Origin of the sequence: Nocardioides palaemonis, from assembly GCF_018275325.1 — a bacterium.
GTDB lineage: Bacteria > Actinomycetota > Actinomycetes > Propionibacteriales > Nocardioidaceae > Nocardioides > Nocardioides palaemonis.
This window is the reverse complement of the sequence record NZ_JAGVQR010000001.1, coordinates 2,372,444-2,392,149: the sequence shown is the minus strand read 5'-3', so window position 1 is coordinate 2,392,149 and position 19,706 is coordinate 2,372,444. Positions and strand designations below refer to the sequence as shown.

The following is a 19,706-nucleotide window of genomic DNA, read 5'->3' as shown; positions in this document are numbered from 1 at the left end:
GCCATGCGAGCGCGGGTCAGGCGTCGTCCTCGGGCTCGTGGTCATCGTCCTCGTCACCGTCCGGGGTGACCGGGACCGGCGCCGGGCGCGTCCGGGCCTCGACGACCTCGTCGAGGTAACGCACGACGACGGCCAGGACGGCGACGGTCGGCACCGCCAGGAACGCCCCGGTGATCCCGAAGAGGGTGCCGCCCAGGGTGACGGAGAGCAGGACCACGGCGGCGTGCAGGTTCATCGACTTCGACTGCAGCATCGGGGAGAGCACGTTGCCCTCGATCTGCTGGACCGCGACGATCAGCGCGAGGGCGAGCAGGGCGCCGGTGAGACCGTTGGACACCAGCGCGATCAGCACGGCCACGGTGCCGGCGACGAAGGCGCCGACGATCGGCACGAACCCGGCGAAGAAGGTCAGCACCGCCAGCGGGACGGCGAGCGGCACCCCGATGAGGAGCAGGCCGCCGCCGATGAGGACGGCGTCGATGAACGACACCAGCGCCTGGGTGCGGATGAAGCCCCCGAGCGTCGCCCACGCGCGTCGACCGACCTCCGCGAGGTGGGCGCCGGCGCGAGGACCGGCAAGGCGCTGCATCCACGGCAGGAAGCGGTGGCCGTCCTTGAGGAACAGGAAGCTCAGGATCAGGATGAGGACGAGGTTGACGAGGCCGTTGGTGAGGGTGGAGACGCCGGTCAGCACGCCCGAGGCGATGGTCCCGGCCGAGCCGCTGAGCTTCTCCTGGAGACCCTGCAGGCCGGCGTCGACCTGCTCCTTCGACACGAAGCTGGAGTCCTGGACCCAGTCCTGCAGCCGTTGGAGCCCCTCGTTGGCACGGTCGACGAGGCTGCCGCCCTGGTCGGCGACCGAGGGCGCGATGGTGAACCCGACCGCGACGACCAGCCCGATCGCGGCCAGCACGGTGAGGCCGGCGGCCGCGGCACCTGGCAGCCGGGCACGTCTGCGGAGGAACCCGGACAGGGGCGCCAGCACGGTGCACAGGATGATCGCCATCAGGACCGGGAAGAGGATGACCCAGGTGTACTGCACGACCAGGCCGAGCAGGACCGCGCCCAGCGCGATGCCGACCAGGCGCAGGCTCCAGCGGGCGGTCCACTCGACGCCGGCGCCGATGGTGCGCTCCCTCGTGGGGAGCGCCGGGTGGCCCGCGGCGGCGGACCCGTCGATGGCGAGGGCGGGGGAGGGGTCGTGGTGGGGTGGGGTCTCGGGCACGGGGTCACTGTGCCAGTCGTCGCGGCCGGGTGCCTCGCCCGTCCGAGCGTCCGCGGGCCGTGTCGGCCCGGGACCATCGGCCGGGAGCAGAAGGGGACCAAGGTCGGGTGTGCCGGCGCCGACGGATCGGGTACGAAGGAGCATGACCCTCACCGACGACGAGGTCCACGACCTCGACCTGTGGTTCCGCGCGGCCAACTACCTCTCGGTCGGGCAGATCTACCTGCTCGGCAACCCGCTGCTCGAGCGGCGCCTCGAGCGCGAGGACATCAAGCCGCGGTTGCTCGGCCACTGGGGCACCACCCCAGGGCTCAACCTCGTGTGGACCCACCTCAACCGGCTGATCCGCGATCGCGACGTCGACGCGATCCTGCTGTGCGGGCCCGGTCACGGCGGCCCCGCCGCGGTCGCCAACGCCTGGCTGGAGGGCACCTACTCCGAGGTCTACCCGGCGATCACCCGCGACGGCGACGGGATGGGGCGGCTGTTCCGGCAGTTCTCCTTCCCCGGCGGCATCCCCAGCCACGTCGCGCCGGAGACGCCTGGCTCGATCCACGAGGGTGGCGAGCTCGGCTACGTCCTGTCGCACGCCTACGGAGCGGCGATGGACAACCCGGAGCTGGTGGTGACGGCGGTCGTCGGCGACGGGGAGTTCGAGACGGGGCCGCTGGCGGCGAGCTGGCACGCCAACAAGTTCGTCGACCCCGTCCACGACGGCGCGGTGCTGCCGATCCTCAGCCTCAACGGCTGGAAGATCGCCAACCCCACCATCCCCGCCCGCATCCACCGCGAGGAGCTGGAGAGCCTGCTGCGCGGCTACGGCCACCACGTCCTCACCGTCGAGGGCGACGACCCCGCCGACGTCCACCGCCAGATGGCCGCCGCGCTCGACGAGGCGCACGACATGATCCGCGAGACCTGGCGGGCCGCGCGCGAGGACGGCGAGGTCGAACGCCGTCCCTGGCCGATGGTGCTGCTGGTGACGCCGAAGGGGTGGACCGGTCCGGCGGAGGTGGACGGCAAGCCCGTCGAGGGCACCTGGCGCGCCCACCAGGTGCCGCTGGCCGGCACCCGCGACGACGACGGGCACCGCGCCGAGCTCGAGGAGTGGCTGCGCTCGTACGCTCCCGACGAGCTGTTCGACGAGCAGGGCCGCCCGGTCGAGGCGATCGCCCGCCAGGCGCCGGTCGGCATCCGCCGCACGACCGCGAACCCGCACGCCAACGGCGGGCTGCTCAAGCGCCCGCTGCGCCTGCCCGACTGGCGCGCGAGCGCGGTCGACGTGGAGCGGCCCGGCGGCTCGATCCACGAGCCGACGCGGGTGCTGGGACAGTGGCTGGTCGGCGTGGTGCGCGACAACGACACCACCTTCCGCATCTTCGGCCCCGACGAGACGGCCTCCAACCGCCTCGACGCGGTCTACGAGGTGACCGACAAGGTGTGGGCCGGCGACCTCGCCGACGTCGACGAGCACCTCGCTCGATCCGGACGGGTCGTGGAGATCCTGTCCGAGCACACTTGCCAGGGCTGGCTGGAGGGCTACCTGCTCACCGGCCGGCACGGGCTGTTCAGCTGCTACGAGGCCTTCATCCACCTCGTCGACTCGATGCTCAACCAGCACGCGAAGTGGCTCAAGACGACCCGCGAGATCGAGTGGCGCCCGCCTGTGGCGAGCCTCAACTACCTGCTCAGCTCGCACGTGTGGCGCCAGGACCACAACGGCTTCTCCCACCAGGACCCCGGCTTCATCGACCACGTCGTCAACAAGAAGGCAGAGGTCGTCCGGGTCTACCTGCCGCCGGACGCCAACACCCTGCTGTCGACCATGGACCACTGCCTGCGCAGCGAGCACTACGTCAACGTCGTGGTCTCGGGCAAGCAGCCGAGCTTCGACTGGCTCGACGCCGAGCAGGCGGACCTGCACTGCGCGCGCGGGCTCGGCATCTGGGACTGGGCGTCGAACGACGACGGCGACCCCGACGTGGTCGTCGCGGCGGCCGGCGACGTGCCGACCCTCGAGGCGCTGGCCGCGGTGTCGCTCCTGCGCGAGCACCTGCCCGAGGTGCGGGTGCGGTTCGTCAACGTCGTCGACCTGATGCGGCTGCAGGACGAGCGCGAGCACCCGCACGGCATGAGCGCCCACGAGTTCGACGCGGTGTTCACCACCGACACCCCGGTGATCTTCGCCTACCACGGCTACCCGTGGCTGATCCACCGGCTGACCTACCGTCGCGCCAACCACGACAACATCCACGTGCGCGGCTACAAGGAGGAGGGCACCACGACCACGCCCTTCGACATGGTCATGATGAACGACACCGACCGCTACCACCTCGTCATGGACGTGATCGACCGCGTGCCCGGCCTCGGCCAGCGTGCGGCGCGCGTGCGGCAGCTGATGGTCGACACCCGTCGGCGGGCCAGGGAGTGGACCCGCGAGCACGGCGACGACCTGCCCGAGGTGCGCGACTGGCGCTGGGACCCGACCGCCGAGCCCGAGCGAGGTGCCTCGCCGTCCACGACCGCCGAGCCCGACACGGGCGCCGACAACCTCTAGGCAGGACCACCGGCGAGGAGCGCTCGGGTCGCCGCCGCGATCGCACGCTCCTCGTCGGTCGGGACCACCAGCACGGCCACGGGGGAGTCGTCGGTCGAGATCGTCCGCGTGCCGGTGGCGTCCGCCTCGTTGCGCGCCGGATCGATGACGACGCCCAGCCGCTCGAGCCCCGCGAGTGCGTCGCGGCGGAGACGGTGGGAGTTCTCGCCGACGCCGGCGGTGAGGACGACGGCGTCGGCCCCGCCGAGCACCGCGTGGTACGCCCCGACGTACCTGCGGATGCGGTGGCAGCAGACGTCCCACGCGAGTCGGCACGCGTCGTCGCCGGCGTCCACGCCGGCCTGCAGGTCGCGGAAGTCGGAGTGCCCGGTCAGGCCGAGGATCCCCGACCTGTGGTGCAGCAGGTCCTCTAGGTCGTCGGTCCCGAAGCCCTCGTGCCGGGCGAGGTGGACGAGGATGCCGGGGTCGAGGTCGCCGGCTCGCGTCCCCATCACCAGCCCCTCGAGCGGCGTCAGTCCCATCGAGGTGTCGAGCGGCCGGCCGGAGTCGATCGCTGCGGCGGAGGCGCCGTTGCCGAGGTGCAGGGTGACCAGTCGCAGGTCGTCGCGCCCGAGGTGCTCGGCGGCCCGGGCGGCGACGTACTGGTGGCTGATGCCGTGGGCGCCGTAGCGCCGGATCCCTGCGCGCGCGGCGACGGCGCTGTCCAGCGCGTAGGTCGACGCGGCAGGCGGCAGGTCGGCGAAGAACCCGGTGTCCACGACGACGACGTGCGGCACGTCGGGCAACCAGTCGGTCGCCGCGCGCAGGGCCGCGAGGGCGGGCGGGTTGTGGAGGGGAGCGAGGTGGACGGCCTGCTCGACGGCGGCGATGACGTCGGCGTCGACGCGGGCGGGGCGGGTGAGGGCTGGTCCACCGTGCACGATCCGGTGCCCGACACCGGCGAGGTGGGCGTCGTCCACCCCCGCCGCCCGCAGGTCGGCGGTGACCCGGTCCAGCGCGCGGGCGTGGTCACCCTCCTGCGTCAACCGATCGACCTGGCCCCTCACCGTGACCGTCGCGTCGACGGCGAGGACCTGGTACTTCAACGACGACGAGCCCGCGTTCAGCACCAGCACCTGGTCCGCGTCCATGACGCCCACAGTAGGGTCCCGGACTGACGGCTTTGGCGCGGCAGTAAATGAAAGTCAACGTTTTTCTTCGTTTTGTTACCGTCCCGTTGATCTTCTTGTACTTTTCACTCATGGCCGCAACTGTTCTGCTCGTCGAGGACGAGCCCGACCTGGTGCACGTGATGGAGATCGCGCTGACCCGGGCGGGCTTCGCCGTCCTCGCGACCGGGTCGGGGGCCGGAGCGTGCGCCGCGGCGCAGGAGCACCGGCCGGACGTCGTGGTGATGGATCGCGGCCTGCCCGACATGGACGGTCTCGACGCCACGGTGCGGCTGCGCGAGGACGGCTACCAGGCGCCCATCCTGGTCGTCAGCGGCCACGCGAGCGCCGACCACGTGGACGCGTGCCTGGAGGCGGGGGCGGACGTCGTGCTCACCAAGCCGTTCCGGCTCGCCGAGCTCGTCGCCCAGGTGCACCAGGCGATCGTGCCGGTCGCCGACGCCGGGTAGGACGAGCGGATCATGGGTCCGGCCGCCCCGCTCAGGCGCTGAGCGCCACCCCGGCGACGACGCCGACCAGTCCCGCCAGCTCGGCCAGCCCGATCCGGGCCGGACGCCAGTCCGGCCTGCGCAGCGCCCACGCACGCACCGTCAGCGCCGCGAAGGCGAGCACCGGGCCGACGCCCCACCCCGCCGCGAGCGAGACCGCGACGGCGGCCGCCGGTGCCATCGCCGCGAACAGGCGCGACGCCGTCGCGTAGGCCGGGTCGGCGCGCTCGCGGATCAGCGACTTCACGTGCAGCGTGGACCCCACGAGCGCGAGGGCGCACAGCACGGCGGCGCCGACCACGTCCGGCGCGAGCATCGCGTCCACCGGCGGCACCCAGGCCGTGGGCCCGGTCGCTGCGGCAAGCCCGCCGAGGACCGGGACCAGCAGGCTGCACTGGGCGACGAGGACCAGGTCGGCGGTCAACGAGCGCTCGCGGTGCCGGCGCGCGTGCTGCAGCGTCGCGGCGTGGAGGCCGGTATAGGTCAGCAGGACCCAGCACAGCCACGGGTGGAGTGCCAGGAGGGGCGTCCCGGCGGCGACGGTGAGCGGGACCCACACCCGTGCGGCGCGCCGGAACCGCCCGCGGCGCCCGCGTCCGAACGCGAGCCCGCTGGTGGCCCACGCGGCGGGGTAGGCGCACACCCAGGTCGCGACGACCAGGGGCAGCGCGGCGCTCCAGCCCGTGACGCCGAGGGAGAGGGCGACCGGCAGCAGCAGGAACGCCCACGCCCCGTGCTCGTGCGGGACGAGCGGGTCGGGACGTGGGTGCCGTGCGGTCACGGTGGTCACGAGCTCCGAGGTGCGTCGGGACGTGCGTAGCGCCACCAGGTGATCGCGACGCACATGAGAGCCCACGCGATGCCCACCGAGTAGAACGCCGTGGCGCCGATGATGGTGATCCCGACCCCGAAGAAGAACGGACCAAAGGCGGCGATCGCCGCGGTCCAGCCGATGACGCCACCGGCCTGTCGCCGCTCGAAGATCATCGGCATCTGCTTGAAGGTGGAGGCGTTGCCGATGCCGGCGAAGAAGAAGATCGCCAGCATCCCCCACAGGAACTGGTGGAAGTCGGCGTCGAGGCTGGCCGCCGAGGAGAGGTCGGGCGTCAGCGCCGGGATGGTCCAGGCGATCGACCCGACCAGGCCGATCCCGGAGACGAGCGTCCACCTCGCCCCGCCGGTGCGGTCGGTCAACGGCGAGAACAGCACCCGGGCGCCCGCGCCGACCAGCGGACCGAGGAAGACGAACGCCACGGGGTCCGGGACGGCGTAGCCCTGGACGAGCACCGTGGCGCTCGCCCCCGTCCCGCTCACGATGTCAGCGTTGCCGGTGCCGTAGAGGTTCGCCATCAGCAGGCCGAACTGGGCGGCGAGCCCGGAGAAGGTGCCGAAGGTCATGATGTAGAGCAGGGTCATCCACCACGTGTCCTGGTTGCCGAAGATGTCGAACTGCTGGCGGATGTTCGCCGTCACGGGCACCGAGCGCAGCAGCGTCCACGCCAGGGCCGCGCCGACCAGCATCAGCGGGATCCACACGAACGCCGCGTTCTGGAACCACACCTCCTTGCCGGGCTTGCCGGGAACCGTCAGCACCTGGCTCCCGCCGAACACGGCGAGACCGGAGAAGGCGATGAGGTACGGCGTGGACAGCTGCACCAGGGACACGCCGAAGTTGCCGAGCCCGGCCTGGAGGCCGAGCGCCGTGCCCTGCTTGGCGCGGGGGAAGAAGTAGGACGTGCTGGGCATGAACCCGGAGAACGCTCCGCCTCCGATGCCCGCCAGGAACGCCAGCACCATCAGCTCCCAGTAGGGCGCCGTCGGCTCCTGCACCCGCACGCCCCAGCCGAGCGTCGAGAAGACGAGCAGCAGCGTGGTGAGGGTGACCATCCGCCGGGTGCCGAGGATGGGCGGGAGCACCATCCAGACCAGCCGGAACAGGCCCGCGGACAGGCCGGGCATCGCCGCCATCCAGTAGAGCTGCGTGGTGGTGAACGAGTAGCCGAGCGGGTTGAGCTTGGGGATGATCGCGCTCGGCAGGAACCACGCGGCGAAGGCCAGCGTGAGGCAGAACGTGGTCACCCACAGCGTCCGCCAGGCCAGGCGGTGGTCCCAGCCGACCGGGTCCTCGGGGTCCCAGGCGTCGAGCCACTCGGCGGATCGGGTGGGTGTTGCGGTGCTCATACGAGTTCCTCCTCGCGTGCCCCGGCGGGGCGTTCGATGTGTCGCGCGAGACCGGGCGACTCGGTGTGCAGCATGTGGACGACCGTCCGGTGCATCCAGGCCAGGCAGAGCGCGGTCAGGACGAACAGGACGAAGAAGGTGCTCGACGGGAACCCGGACCACGCCTTGGTGTAGGCGAACAGCGGCGGCAGGAAGAAGCCGCCGAGTCCGCCGAGCATCCCGACGAGGCCGCCGACCGCTCCGACGTGGTCGGGGAAGTACTCCGGGATGTGCTTGAAGACCGCCGCCTTGCCGACCCCCATGGCGCAGCCGAGCACGAAGACCAGGACGGCGAAGGGCGCGAGTCCGAGGGAGTAGGCGAGGTGCTCGGTGGTGCTGCCGTCGGCGTGGTCGATGACCAGGTGGCCGTCGGGCATCATCAGCACGCCGGTGATCGCCAGCATGGACCCGAGCGCCCAGTACATGACGCGGCGGGCGCCGAACCGGTCGGACAGCCACCCGCCCCACGGGCGCAGCAGCGAGGCCGGGAAGATGTAGGTCGCGGTGAGGTAGGCGGCCGACTGGAGCCCGACGCCGAAGGTGTCCATGTAGTAGGTCGGCAGCCAGGCCGCCAGGGCCACGTAGGCGCCGAAGAACGCGACGTAGTAGAGGCTGAAGCGCCACACCCGGACCTGCCGCAGGGGCGCCAGCTGCCGCGCCAGGGGCTGCGCGGCACCCGGGGCTCGGTCGTGGCGGGGGGCCAGGAACCAGGTCGCGGCGGCCATCGCGACGAGCAGGACGGCGTAGAGCACGGGAACGAACCGCCAGCCGCCGGGGAACACGCCGAGGTAGGTCGCCCCGACGGTGGTACCGGCGACCAGGGGCGGTCCGACGAACTTGGTCACCGAGGCGCCGACGTTGCCGGCGCCGAACACCCCGAGGGCCACGCCCTGCCGCTCGCGTGGCTGCCACGCCGAGTTCCACGCGATGCCGGAGCTGAAGGCGTTCCCGGCGAAGCCGACGAAGAACGCCAGCACGAGCAGGGCGCCGTAGGAGTCGGCCCGCGAGACGAGGTACGCGGGCACCGCCGAGCCGAGCAGCAGGACGGTCATCACCTTCCGCCCGCCGACCCGGTCGGTCACCATGCCGGCCGGGAGGCGCCAGAGCGAGCCGTTGAGCACCGCGGCCGCGATCACCCACGACAGCTGGACCTCGCTCAGGCCGAGCTCGGCGCTGATCGGCTTTCCGAGGATCCCGAACATCAACCAGACGGCGAACAGCAGCGTGAAGCCGGTGGTCGAGAGCACCAGGACACGCGTGGCGCCCGCAGGTGCGGTGGCGCGGGGGCGCTCGGTCGAGGTGCGGGTGGTCCCGGGGTGCGTTGCGGTGTGCATGGGTTCTCCGTGCGGGGTGGCAGGTGTCTGCGTGCCTCGATCACCTCACGCGGGGTGGACCTGCTGCACGGGGCGGCGGTCCTCCGAATCCGGGACCTTCGACCCTTCGTCCATCCTCCGAATTCGCTCATTCTGAGGACATGACGACCCACGACGCCGCCAGCAGTGCGCTGACGCACCCGTCGCGCGCGGCGATCGTCGACGCGATCCGCGAGCACTGCGCGGCTCCCGGTGAGGTCGACGCAGGAGGACTCACGGCCGGCCAGCTGTCCGCGCTGCTCGGGCTGCACCCCACCACCGTCCGCTTCCACACGGCGCGGCTCGAGGAGGCCGGCGTCCTGACGTCGAGCACGACCACCGCTTTCGGCGTCGGAGCGCCGCGGAAGATCTACTCGCTCGTCCGGCCGATCGCTCCTGACCGGCGCGGTGACTACCTGCTGCGGCTGCTGCAGCTGATGACCGAGTCCTTCACGTCAGGAGCGACGCCGCAGGAGGCGGGCGAGCAGTGGGCCGTGCGCCACCTCGAACTCGTCACGGCACCGCCCGCGGCGTCGCCGGGCGCGTGGCTCGCGAAGGTGGGGCCGCTCGTCGACGTGCTCGAGGACTGGGGCTACGTCCCCGACCTCGCCATCGCCGACCGGGGCCGGACCTGCCGCCTGGTGCTGGCCGACTGCCCGTTCCTCGAGCTGGCGCGGGCCAACCCCGACGTGGTGTGCGGCATCCACGAGGGACTGCTCTCCGGCGCCCTCGGCGCCCTCGGGGAGCCCGACGTCGAGGTGGTGCTGGAGCCCTTCGTCGGCCCGGCCCTGTGCCGCGCCGCGATCACGACGCACCACCCGTTCGACCACGACCGCCACCGCGACACCGAGGAGACCAGCGCATGACCGAGAGCCCGATGCAGAGCGCCCTGATCTCGGGGCGGCGGTTCTTCACCAAGGCGGAGGTCAGCGACGACCAGCGCACCCTGCACAAGGTCGGCGGGCGCGAGGGCGACGCGTTCTACCGGGACCGCTGGAGCCACGACAAGGTGGTGCGGTCGACCCACGGCGTCAACTGCACCGGGTCGTGCTCGTGGAAGGTCTACGTCAAGGACGGGATCATCACCTGGGAGGCGCAGCAGACCGACTACCCGAGCGCCGGCCCGGACCGCCCGGAGTACGAGCCGCGCGGGTGCCCACGTGGTGCCGCGTTCTCCTGGTACACCTACAGCCCGACGCGGATCCGCTACCCGTACGTGCGCGGCGTGCTGCTGGAGATGTTCCGCGCCGCGAAGCAGCAGCACGGCGGCGACCCGGTGGTGGCGTGGGCGTCGATCGTGCAGGACGAGGAGCGGTCCCGGGCGTACAAGAAGGCGCGTGGCAAGGGCGGGCTGGTGCGTGCGAGCTGGGACGAGGTCGCCGAGATCGTCGCCGCCGCCCACGTCTACACGGTCAAGCGATGGGGGCCCGACCGGATCGCGGGCTTCTCGCCGATCCCGGCCATGTCGCCGGTGTCCTACACCTCCGGCGCACGCTTCCTCGAGCTCATCGGCGCGCCGATGCTCTCCTTCTACGACTGGTACGCCGACCTGCCGAACGCCTCGCCGCAGATGTTCGGCGACCAGACCGACGTGCCCGAGTCGGGGGACTGGTGGGACGCGGGCTACCTGTTCATGTGGGGCTCGAACGTCCCGATGACCCGCACCCCCGACGCGCACTGGATGACCGAGGCGCGCTACCGCGGCCAGAAGGTCGTGGCCGTCGCACCCGACTACGCCGAGAACGTGAAGTTCGCCGACGAGTGGGTGGCGCCCTCGCCCGGCACCGACGGCGCCCTCGCGATGGCGATGGGACACGTGATCCTCCGGGAGTACTTCGTCGACTCGCTGCCGGAGTTCTTCGAGGGCTACACCAAGCAGTACACCGACCTCCCGCACCTGGTCACCCTCGAGCCGACGGCCGACGGGTCCTACCGCCCGGGCAAGTTCCTGGTGGCCGGCGACATCGACCACCCCGAGGGCGGCACCGAGAACCAGATGTGGAAGCCGGCGGTCATCGACGCCGCGACGGGTGAGGTCCGGATCCCGCGCGGCTCCATCGGGCACCGCTACGGCGAGGAGGGCAAGGGGCAGTGGAACCTCGACCTCGGCGACATCGATCCCGCCCTCTCGATGTATCCCGACGCCGAGGGCGGCAGCGCCGAGTCCGTCGTCGTCGAGTTGCCGCGCTTCGACGCGGCCGACGGCAAGGTCGTCCACGAGCCCCGGGGCGTCCCGGTCGCCCGGGTCGGGGAGCGAGTGGTGACCACCGTCCTCGACCTGCTGCTCGCCCAGTACGGCGTCCGGCGCGACGGGCTGCCGGGGGAGTGGCCGGAGTCCTACGACGACCCGCGGATCCCGGCCACCCCCGCGTGGCAGGAGCAGCACACAGGGGTCCCGGCGGCCCAGGTGACGCGTCTGGCACGCGAGTGGGCGCAGAACGCCCTCGACACCGAGGGCCGCGGGATGATCCTCCTCGGCGCCGGCACCAACCACTGGTTCCACTCCGACCAGATCTACCGCGCGATCCTTCTGCTCACCACCATCACCGGCACCCAGGGACGCAACGGCGGCGGGTGGGCGCACTACGTCGGGCAGGAGAAGATCCGCCCGATCATGGGCTTCCAGCACATGGCGTTCGCCCTCGACTGGCAGCGACCGCCGCGACACATGAACCAGACGGCGTACTGGTACGTGAACACCTCGCAGTACCGCTACGACACCTTCACCGCCGACGACCTCGACGCCGGCACCGGCATCTTCGCAGGCAAGACCGTCATGGACCTGCTCGCGCAGTCCGCGCGCCTGGGGTGGAGCCCGAGCTACCCCACCTTCGACCGCAGCTCGCTCCAGCTCGCCGACGACGCCGAGGCGGCCGGCATGGAGGCGCCGGCCTACGTCGCGCAGGAGCTGAAGGAGGGACGTCTCCGGTTCGCGGTGGAGGACCCCGAGCACGAGGACAACCACCCGCGGGTGCTGTCGCTGTGGCGCTCGAACCTGCTCGGCAGCTCGGCGAAGGGCAACGAGTACTTCCTGCGGCACCTGCTCGGCACCGACAGCGCCGCGACGGCCGCCGAGGCGGGTCCCGAGCACCGCCCCAGCACCGTGACGTGGGCGCCCGAGGCGCGCGAGGGCAAGCTCGATCTGCTGATGACCATCGACTTCCGGATGACCAGCAGCACCATCTTCAGCGACGTCGTCCTGCCCGCGGCCACCTGGTACGAGAAGCACGACCTCTCCACCACCGACATGCACCCGTTCGTGCACTCCTTCAACCCCGCCATCGCCCCGCCGTGGCAGACCAAGTCGGACTGGGACACCTGGAAGGTCATCGCCAAGAAGTTCTCCGAGCTCGCCGTCGACCACCTCGGCACCCGCCGCGACGTCGTCGCGAAGCCGCTGTGGCACGACACCCCCGAGGCGATGGCCACCGAGCACGGGGTCGTCAAGGACTGGCGCCTGGGCGAGTGCGAGCCGGTGCCCGGGAGGACGATGCCGGTCATCGCGGTCGCGGAGCGCGACTACACCGCCGTCTTCGACAAGATGACGTCGGTCGGCCCGCTGATGGAGAAGGTGGGCATGCTCACCAAGGGCGTCACCTACGACGTGAAGCGCGAGATCGACGTCCTCCGCGACCGCAACGGCGTCGCGCGTGGCGGCGCCGGTGACGGGCAGCCCCGGGTGGAGACCGACGTGCAGATGGCCGACGCGATCCTCCACCTCGCCGGCGTCTCCAACGGTCACCTCGCGACGCAGGGCTTCCGCTTCCTCGAGGAGCGCACCGGCACGCAGCTGCACGACCTGGCCGCCGAGCACGAGGGCAAGCAGATCACCTTCGCCGACACCCAGCGTTCGCCGGTGCCGGTGATCACGTCGCCGGAGTGGTCCGGCTCGGAGTCGGGCGGACGTCGGTACTCGCCGTTCACGATCAACATCGAGCGGCTCAAGCCGTTCCACACCCTCACCGGGCGCCAGCAGTTCTACGTCGACCACGACTGGTTCCTCGGGATGGGCGAGATGCTGCCCGTCTACCGACCACCCCTCGACATGACCCACCTCTTCGGCGAGCCCCGCATCGGTGCCACCGGCGAGCTCGGCGTCGCCGTGCGCTACCTGACCCCGCACAACAAGTGGTCGATCCACTCCGAGTACCAGGACAACCTGTTCATGCTGTCGCTCTCGCGCGGCGGGCAGTCGGTCTGGATGTCGGACCGCGACGCAGCCAAGATCGGCGTGCGCGACAACGACTGGATCGAGATGGTCAACCGCAACGGCGTCGTCGCGGCGCGCGCCATCGTCAGCCACCGGATGCCCGAGGGCACGGTCTACATGCACCACGCACAGGACCGGCTGATCGACGTGCCCCGCACCGAGCGAGACGGCAAGCGCGGCGGCATCCACAACAGCCTGACCCGGATCCTGATGAAGCCGAACCACATCGTCGGCGGCTACGCCCAGCTCGCCTACTTCTTCAACTACATCGGACCGATCGGCAACAACCGGGACGAAGTGACGACCATCCGCAAGCGCACCGCGAAGGTGGAGTACTGACATGCGCGTCATGGCCCAGATGGCGATGGTGATGAACCTCGACAAGTGCATCGGCTGCCACACCTGCTCGGTGACCTGCAAGCAGGCGTGGACCAACCGGACCGGCACGGAGTACGTCTGGTTCAACAACGTCGAGACCCGGCCCGGCCTCGGCTACCCCAGGACCTACGAAGACCAGGAGACCTGGCAGGGCGGGTGGGTCCGCAAGCCCGACGGCCGGCTCACGCTCCGGTCGGGCGGACGGCTGAAGAAGCTGTTCACCATCTTCTCCAACCCGCGGCTGCCGTCGATCCAGGACTACTACGAGCCCTGGACCTACGACTACGAGACCCTCATCAGCTCGCCGCAGACCGACACCTTCCCGGTCGCGCGCCCGAGGTCCCTCCTCACCGGCAAGGACATGGCGGTGCAGTGGTCGGCCAACTGGGACGACGACCTCGGTGGCTCGCAGGAGCACGCGGTGCGTGACGTGATGATCAAGGGCATCGAGGACAAGGTGCGCCTGGAGTTCGAGCAGACCTTCATGTTCTACCTGCCGCGCATCTGCGAGCACTGCCTCAACCCGTCCTGTGCCGCCTCGTGCCCGAGCGGGGCGATCTACAAGCGCTCCGAGGACGGGATCGTGCTGGTCGACCAGGACCGGTGCCGCGGCTGGCGCATGTGCGTGTCGGGGTGTCCCTACAAGAAGGTCTACTTCAACCACAAGACCGGCAAGGCCGAGAAGTGCACCTTCTGCTACCCGCGCGTCGAGGTCGGCATCCCGACGGTCTGCTCGGAGACGTGCGTGGGACGCCTGCGCTACATCGGTCTCGTCCTCTACGACGCCGACAAGGTGCTGGAAGCCGCCTCGATCGAGGACGAGCACGCCCTGCTCGCCGCCCAGCGGGCCTGCTTCCTCGACCCCGAGGACCCCGAGGTGCGGCGCGCGGCCGACGCCGCGGGCATCCCCGCCGACTGGGTCGACGCGGCCCGGCGCTCGCCCGTGTGGGCCCTCATCAACACCTACGAGGTGGCGCTGCCGCTCCACCCGGAGTACCGCACCATGCCGATGGTCTGGTACATCCCGCCGCTCTCGCCCGTCGTCGACGTGGTCCGCGAGACCGGCGAGGACGCCGAGGACCGGGGCAACCTGTTCGCCGCCATCGAGGCGCTGCGCATCCCCGTCGAGTACCTCGCCAACCTGTTCACCGCGGGTGACACCGTGCCGGTCGACGCGGTGCTGAGGAAGCTGGCCGCGATGCGGTCCTACATGCGCGACCTCAACCTCGGCCGCGACCCCGACGAGTCGATCCCCGCGTCGGTGGGGATGACTGGGGAGTCGATGTACGAGATGTTCCGCCTGCTCGCGATCGCGAAGTACGAGGAGCGCTACGTCATCCCGCCGGCCCACGCCGAGCAGGCCCACGCGCTCGAGGAGCTCGCCACCGACTGCCCGGTCAGCGACTTCGGCGGCGGCCAGCAGGACCTCTTCGGCGAGGGCTCCGGACACCCCACGCCGGTGGCGGTGGAGAACTTCCGAATGCTCCAGGACCGCCAGACCTCCGACACCGGCGACGAGCTCGCCGGCGGCGGCTCGAAGGCGGGGCGGGTCAACCTGCTCAACTGGGACGGACGGGGGACGCCGTCCGGGCTGTTCCCGCCGCGCGCGGACGAGGGGGACCGGTCGTGAGGCTCCGCCCCGCGCGCTCCCGTGGCGACGAGCGCCACGTCTGGGCGGCGTGCTCGGTCCTGCTGGACTACCCGACGGCCGAGCTGCTCGCGGCACTTGATGCGGTCGAGCGGATCGTGCCCGGCCACGAGGCGCTCGCCCCGCTGCTGACGCACCTGCGCTCGCACCGGCTGCAGGACCTGCAGGCCGACTACGTCGAGACCTTCGACCACACGCGCAAGTGCGCGCTGCACCTGACCTACTTCGCCTACGGCGACACCCGGCGGCGCGGGCTCGCGCTCGTCGAGCTCAAGCAGGCCTACCGCGACGCCGGGGTGATCTGGGACGAGGCGAGCGGCGAGCTGCCCGACCACCTGTGCGCGGTGCTCCAGCTCGGCGCGACCGTCGACGCCGCGACCACCCGGAGGCTCCTGCGTGAGCACCGCGCCGGCCTGGAGATGCTGCGACTGGCGCTGGCGGGCTGGCGCAACCACGACGGCACGACCGGTTCCCCGTGGCACGGCGCGGTCCGCGCGGTGTGCGACACCCTGCCGGCCCTCGCAGGCGACGAGGCCGACGCCGTGCGCCGCCTCGTCGAGCAGGGCCCGCCCGCGGAGGAGGTCGGCCTCGGTGGCTACGGCGACCCCGCGTCCGGGCCCGCCCTCATCTCCGGATCCACCATCCCCGTAGGAGCCCCCCGGTGAACACCTTCCTCTGGGTCGTCGTGCCCTACCTCTGCCTCGCGACGTTCGTGGTCGGGCACGCCTGGCGCTACCGCTACGACGCGTTCGGCTGGACCACCCGGTCCTCGCAGCTCTACGAGAACGCCCTGCTCCGGCTCGGATCGCCGCTGTTCCACTTCGGCATGCTGGGCGTCGTCGGCGGGCACGTCGTCGGGCTCCTCGTCCCGCGGTCATGGACGGCGGCGGTGGGCGTCAGCGACCACCTCTACCACTACGCCGCGGTGGGCGGCGGCCTCGTGGCGGGAGTGATGACGCTGGTGGGGCTGGCCATCCTGGTCTACCGGCGCCGCACCGTCGGTCCGGTGTTCAGCGCCACGACGCGCATGGACAAGGTGATGTACGCCTTCCTCGCCGCGGCGATCGTGCTGGGGATGTGGAACACGGTGGCCGGGTCCGTCTTCTCCCTCGGCGGTGAGTACAACTACCGCGAGGGAGTCTCGGTCTGGTACCGCTCGTTCCTCGCCTTCTCCCCGGACGCGGCGCTGATGGCCGACGCCCCCATCGGCTTCCGCCTGCACGCGCTCGTGGCCTTCGGCCTGTTCGCGCTGTGGCCCTTCACCCGGTTGGTCCACGTCTTCTCGGCGCCGGTCGGCTACCTCACCCGCCCCTACGTCGTCTACCGCTCGCGCGAGGACCGCCTGGGTGCGCGGCCGAGCAGGCGCGGCTGGGAGCGGGTCGGATGATCGAGCTCGGGAGCGCGACCGTGCGGTCGACCGTCGTCACCTGCCCGCGGACGTGGGGCGACGGCACGACCGTCGGGCAGGCCCGCGCGGCGTTCCGCGACGACCACCTCCACATGCTGCTGCTCACCGCCGGCGACCTGCTGCTCGGGACGGTCGTGCGCGCGGACCTCGTCGGGGCGTCCGCAGACGACCTCGTGACGAGCCGGGCCGTGCTCGATGGCCGCACAGTGGCGCAGGAGGCGGTCGCCGAGGACGTGCGTCGCTCCATGGTGCGTCGCGGCCAGCGACGCGTGGCGGTGGTCGACGACGCCGGTCGCCTGATCGGGCTACTCTGCCTCAAGCGGCACGGGGGCGGGTTCTGTCGTGACGAGGACGTGGCCGCGCGTCGGCAGGACAGGCTCACGGCCGACGTGGCGTGAGCCCGGGAAGGGCGGGGGCAGGGCTGATGGCACAGGTGCTGGTCGTCGACGACGACGACGACATCCGCGCGCTGGTGGCGATGCAGGTCCGCAGGGGCGGTCACGAGGTGGTCGACGTCGGCGACCCGGTGCGGGCGCTCGCGCTGGCCGGCGACCGGTCGTTCGACCTCGCCGTCCTGGACTGGAGCATGCCGGGCATGGACGGGGGAACGCTGTGCCAGCGGCTTCGCCAGCTGCCCCACCTGGCCGGGCTGCCGGTGCTCGTGGTGACCGCGTTCACCGACGACGCGACGCGGCAGCGGGCCGCCGAGTGCGGCGCCGCCTCGTTCATGGCCAAGCCGTTCCGGCTCGGCGAGCTGCGCGAGCGGGTGGACGGGCTGGTCGCGACCTCCTCCGGGTCCCAGTCCTCTCCCTAGGCTGCGGGCACGAGGTCGGCCAGGTCGAGCCTCAGGCGCGCCAGCGCCTTGCGCAGGATCCGCGACACCTGGGCCTGGTCGAGGCCGATCATGGCGCCGATCTCCTGCTGGGTGCGGTCGTCGACGAAGCGCCAGCCGAGGACCAGTCGCTCGCGGTCGGTGAGCCGGCTGACGGCGGTGCCGAGCAGCATCCGCGCCTCGGCGCCGGCGAGCTCGGGGTCGTCGGTGCCCAGCAGGTCGCCGAGGCTGGCCGAGCCCGCGTCCGGCGTGTGGTCGATCGAGGTCGGGCGGTAGCAGGAGTCCGCCGACAGCGCCTCGACGACGTCGGCGACCTCGGCGCCGAGGTGGGCGGCGTAGTCGATGGCTCGCGGAGTCCGCTCGAGGCGGGCGTGGAGCACCGGCTCCACGGCTCGGACCTTGGCCCGCAGCTCCTGGATGCGGCGCGGTACGCGGATCACCCAGCCGAGGTCGCGGAAGTGGCGGCGGAGCTCGCCGCGGACGGTCGGGACCGCGTAGGACAGGAAGTCGTGGCCGGCGTCCGGCTCGAAGCGCTGCGCGGCCTTGGTGAGCCCTACCAGCGCGACCTGCTCGAGGTCCTCGACGTCGATGCCCCGGTCGCGGTAGCGCGACGCCATGGACCGCGCGACCTGCGCGTTGGTCTCGATGAGCTCGTGCACCAGGCCTCGGCGCGCCTCGTCCGTGGCCGTGCGCATGTTCTCGACGATCCGCGCGGTGCGCTCGGCGCGGGAGCCGGCGGCGGCGTCGGCCGGGTGTGCGTCGCGGAGGTGCGGGGCGCACGGGGTAAGGACCGACACGGTGGCCATGGGTGCTCCTTCGGGCGGCGAACATGGTGCTCGGGCCCGGGGAGGACCCACGGAGGATCCTTCCAGCGGCGCTGATCGCGCGAACAGCCGAAAAACGAAACCTTGGACAAACCTTGGACGAAGGTCGGACGAAGGCTGGACAGCCGCGGTCGCGCGCGGCGTCACGTCAGCCAGCGTCCTCGTTCTCCAGCACGACGGCAAGTCCCTGGCCGACGCCGATGCAGATGGCGGCGAGGCCCCAGCGGTGGCGGTCGGCGCGCATGGCAGCGGCGAGGGTGCCGAGGACGCGTCCGCCGGAGGCGCCGAGGGGGTGGCCGAGGGCGATGGCGCCGCCGCGGGTGTTGACGACCTCGGGGTCGGTGAGCCCCCGGGCGAGCCAGGTGTCGACGCAGACGAGGGACTGGACGGCGAAGGCCTCGTTGAGCTCGACGGCGCCGACGTCGGACCAGCCGATGCCGGCGCGCGCGAGGGCCTTCTCGGCCGCCTCGACCGGGGCGTAGCCGAAGCGGTGCGGCTCGACGGCGTGGGTGCCGCGACCGGCGATCCGGGCGAGGGGGTCGTGGCCGATCCGGTCGGCGGCCGCGGCCGAACCGAGCAGCACGGCGGAGGCGCCGTCGCTGAGCGGGGAGGCGTTGCCGGCGGTGATGGTGCCGTCGGGGCGGAACGACGGCTTCAGCGCGCCCAGCGACTCGACCGTGGCGTCGGGTCGAATCCCCTCGTCGCGGGCGAGACCTTCCGCGGGGACCACGAGGTCGTCGTAGAACCCGGATTCCCAGGCCTGGTGGGCGAGGCGGTGGGAGCGGAGGGCGAAGGCGTCCTGACGGTCGCGGGAGACGTCGTGGAGGTCGCGGAGCTGCTCGTTGGCCTCGCCGAGCGAGACGGTCCACTCGGCGGGCATCTGCGGGTTGACCAGCCGCCAGCCGAGCGTGGTGGAGACCAGCTCGGTGTTGCCGGCCGGGTAGGCGCGCTCGGGCTTGGGCAGCACCCACGGTGCGCGGGTCATGGACTCCACGCCGCCGGTCAGGACGATGTCGGCGTCGCCGGTCTCGATCGACCGTGAACCGATCATCGCCGCGTCGAGCGAGGAGCCGCACAGGCGGTTGACCGACGTACCGGGCACCGAGACGGGGAGGCCGGCGAGCAGGGCGGCCATGCGGGCGACGTTGCGGTTGTCCTCGCCGGCGCCGTTGGCGTTGCCGAGCACCACCTCGTCCACCTCGGCGCCCTCGAGCCCGGTCCGGGCGAGCGCCTCGCGCAGGACCCTCGCGGCCAGGTCGTCGGGACGCGACCGGGCCAGCGCGCCCCCGAAGCGTCCGAACGGCGTGCGGACCGCGGCGTAGAGGTGGGCCGGGGGCGTGCTCGTCATCGGTCGTGGTCCTTGTGGTCGTGTGCCTTCGCGAGGTCGGCGCCACA

The 19,706-nt window shown here is 71.9% G+C and carries 16 protein-coding genes; 9 read left to right on the top strand and 7 right to left on the bottom strand.

Annotation, left to right across the window (positions count from 1 at the left end):
• Positions 1 to 16 precede the first annotated feature (16 nt).
• Positions 17 to 1,225 carry an AI-2E family transporter gene (locus KDN32_RS11635; protein ID WP_211732217.1) on the bottom strand — a complete coding sequence of 403 codons (1,209 nt, stop codon included), beginning with the start codon at positions 1,223 to 1,225 and terminating at the stop codon, positions 17 to 19.
• Between the two features lie 142 nt (positions 1,226 to 1,367).
• On the opposite strand from KDN32_RS11635, the gene KDN32_RS11630 reads away from it, so the two are divergent.
• On the top strand, positions 1,368 to 3,782 hold the full coding sequence (locus KDN32_RS11630; protein WP_211732216.1) for a phosphoketolase family protein: 2,415 nt from the start codon (positions 1,368 to 1,370) through the stop codon (positions 3,780 to 3,782).
• On the opposite strand, the gene KDN32_RS11625 is transcribed toward KDN32_RS11630, so the two are convergent.
• Positions 3,779 to 4,912 (bottom strand): acetate/propionate family kinase, encoded by a 1,134-nt coding sequence (locus tag KDN32_RS11625; protein WP_211732214.1) that lies wholly within the window; start codon positions 4,910 to 4,912, stop codon positions 3,779 to 3,781. The genes KDN32_RS11630 and KDN32_RS11625 overlap by 4 nt on opposite strands.
• Positions 4,913 to 5,022: 110 nt before the next feature.
• On the opposite strand from KDN32_RS11625, the gene KDN32_RS11620 reads away from it, so the two are divergent.
• A complete protein-coding gene (locus KDN32_RS11620; protein ID WP_211732212.1) occupies positions 5,023 to 5,400 on the top strand; it encodes a response regulator transcription factor in 378 nt (125 codons plus the stop codon).
• Positions 5,401 to 5,431: 31 nt separating this feature from the next.
• On the opposite strand, the gene KDN32_RS11615 is transcribed toward KDN32_RS11620, so the two are convergent.
• From KDN32_RS11615 to KDN32_RS11605, 3 genes are read right to left on the bottom strand one after another with little or no spacing between them, the layout of a single operon-like run.
• A complete protein-coding gene (locus KDN32_RS11615) occupies positions 5,432 to 6,229 on the bottom strand; it encodes a YwiC-like family protein (RefSeq protein ID WP_211732210.1) in 798 nt (265 codons plus the stop codon).
• Positions 6,226 to 7,620, bottom strand: a complete 1,395-nt coding sequence (locus tag KDN32_RS11610; RefSeq protein ID WP_211732209.1) for an MFS transporter — start codon at positions 7,618 to 7,620, stop codon at positions 6,226 to 6,228. Before KDN32_RS11610 ends, KDN32_RS11615 begins: the two co-directional genes overlap by 4 nt.
• Positions 7,617 to 8,993, bottom strand: a complete 1,377-nt coding sequence (locus tag KDN32_RS11605; protein WP_211732207.1) for an MFS transporter — start codon at positions 8,991 to 8,993, stop codon at positions 7,617 to 7,619. The genes KDN32_RS11610 and KDN32_RS11605 overlap by 4 nt, the downstream gene beginning before the upstream one ends.
• 140 nt (positions 8,994 to 9,133) lie before the next feature.
• Between KDN32_RS11605 and KDN32_RS11600 the strand changes: the two genes are divergently transcribed.
• Genes KDN32_RS11600 through KDN32_RS11570 form a run of 7 tightly spaced genes read left to right on the top strand, consistent with a single transcriptional unit; the run spans position 9,134 to position 17,469 of the window.
• Positions 9,134 to 9,877, top strand: a complete 744-nt coding sequence (locus KDN32_RS11600; RefSeq protein WP_211732205.1) for a helix-turn-helix transcriptional regulator — start codon at positions 9,134 to 9,136, stop codon at positions 9,875 to 9,877.
• Positions 9,874 to 13,560, top strand: coding sequence for a nitrate reductase subunit alpha (locus tag KDN32_RS11595; protein ID WP_211732203.1), 3,687 nt, complete (start codon positions 9,874 to 9,876; stop codon positions 13,558 to 13,560). The genes KDN32_RS11600 and KDN32_RS11595 overlap by 4 nt, the downstream gene beginning before the upstream one ends.
• A 1-nt stretch (position 13,561) precedes the next feature.
• Complete coding sequence (narH, locus tag KDN32_RS11590; protein WP_211732201.1) at positions 13,562 to 15,229, top strand: nitrate reductase subunit beta; 1,668 nt, start codon at positions 13,562 to 13,564, stop codon at positions 15,227 to 15,229.
• Complete coding sequence (gene narJ, locus KDN32_RS11585; RefSeq protein ID WP_211732199.1) at positions 15,226 to 15,912, top strand: nitrate reductase molybdenum cofactor assembly chaperone; 687 nt, start codon at positions 15,226 to 15,228, stop codon at positions 15,910 to 15,912. The genes narH and narJ overlap by 4 nt, the downstream gene beginning before the upstream one ends.
• Positions 15,909 to 16,634: a respiratory nitrate reductase subunit gamma gene (narI, locus tag KDN32_RS11580; protein WP_211732197.1), complete on the top strand. Its 726-nt coding sequence runs from the start codon at positions 15,909 to 15,911 to the stop codon at positions 16,632 to 16,634. The genes narJ and narI overlap by 4 nt, the downstream gene beginning before the upstream one ends.
• Positions 16,631 to 17,053, top strand: a complete 423-nt coding sequence (locus KDN32_RS11575) for a CBS domain-containing protein (protein WP_211732195.1) — start codon at positions 16,631 to 16,633, stop codon at positions 17,051 to 17,053. The genes narI and KDN32_RS11575 overlap by 4 nt, the downstream gene beginning before the upstream one ends.
• Before the next feature lie 26 nt (positions 17,054 to 17,079).
• Positions 17,080 to 17,469 (top strand): response regulator, encoded by a 390-nt coding sequence (locus tag KDN32_RS11570; RefSeq protein ID WP_211732193.1) that lies wholly within the window; start codon positions 17,080 to 17,082, stop codon positions 17,467 to 17,469.
• Here the strand turns inward: KDN32_RS11570 and KDN32_RS11565 are convergent.
• Positions 17,466 to 18,293 (bottom strand): sigma-70 family RNA polymerase sigma factor, encoded by an 828-nt coding sequence (locus KDN32_RS11565; RefSeq protein WP_211732191.1) that lies wholly within the window; start codon positions 18,291 to 18,293, stop codon positions 17,466 to 17,468. The two genes, KDN32_RS11570 and KDN32_RS11565, sit on opposite strands and share 4 nt — an antisense overlap.
• A gap of 166 nt (positions 18,294 to 18,459) precedes the next feature.
• Positions 18,460 to 19,659 carry a thiolase family protein gene (locus tag KDN32_RS11560; protein WP_211732190.1) on the bottom strand — a complete coding sequence of 400 codons (1,200 nt, stop codon included), beginning with the start codon at positions 19,657 to 19,659 and terminating at the stop codon, positions 18,460 to 18,462.
• Between the last annotated feature and the right edge of the window lie 47 nt (positions 19,660 to 19,706).

What these genes read in the sequence shown, in the direction of transcription:
- KDN32_RS11630 (WP_211732216.1), top strand. Translation starts at nt 1,368, where the DNA reads ATGACCCTCACCGACGACGAGGTCCACGACCTCGACCTGTGGTTCCGC.
- KDN32_RS11625 (WP_211732214.1), bottom strand. Translation starts at nt 4,912, where the DNA reads ATGGACGCGGACCAGGTGCTGGTGCTGAACGCGGGCTCGTCGTCGTTG.
- KDN32_RS11620 (WP_211732212.1), top strand. Translation starts at nt 5,023, where the DNA reads ATGGCCGCAACTGTTCTGCTCGTCGAGGACGAGCCCGACCTGGTGCAC.
- KDN32_RS11610 (WP_211732209.1), bottom strand. Translation starts at nt 7,620, where the DNA reads ATGAGCACCGCAACACCCACCCGATCCGCCGAGTGGCTCGACGCCTGG.
- KDN32_RS11605 (WP_211732207.1), bottom strand. Translation starts at nt 8,993, where the DNA reads ATGCACACCGCAACGCACCCCGGGACCACCCGCACCTCGACCGAGCGC.
- KDN32_RS11600 (WP_211732205.1), top strand. Translation starts at nt 9,134, where the DNA reads ATGACGACCCACGACGCCGCCAGCAGTGCGCTGACGCACCCGTCGCGC.
- KDN32_RS11595 (WP_211732203.1), top strand. Translation starts at nt 9,874, where the DNA reads ATGACCGAGAGCCCGATGCAGAGCGCCCTGATCTCGGGGCGGCGGTTC.
- narH (WP_211732201.1), top strand. Translation starts at nt 13,562, where the DNA reads ATGCGCGTCATGGCCCAGATGGCGATGGTGATGAACCTCGACAAGTGC.
- KDN32_RS11575 (WP_211732195.1), top strand. Translation starts at nt 16,631, where the DNA reads ATGATCGAGCTCGGGAGCGCGACCGTGCGGTCGACCGTCGTCACCTGC.
- KDN32_RS11570 (WP_211732193.1), top strand. Translation starts at nt 17,080, where the DNA reads ATGGCACAGGTGCTGGTCGTCGACGACGACGACGACATCCGCGCGCTG.
- KDN32_RS11565 (WP_211732191.1), bottom strand. Translation starts at nt 18,293, where the DNA reads ATGGCCACCGTGTCGGTCCTTACCCCGTGCGCCCCGCACCTCCGCGAC.
- KDN32_RS11560 (WP_211732190.1), bottom strand. Translation starts at nt 19,659, where the DNA reads ATGACGAGCACGCCCCCGGCCCACCTCTACGCCGCGGTCCGCACGCCG.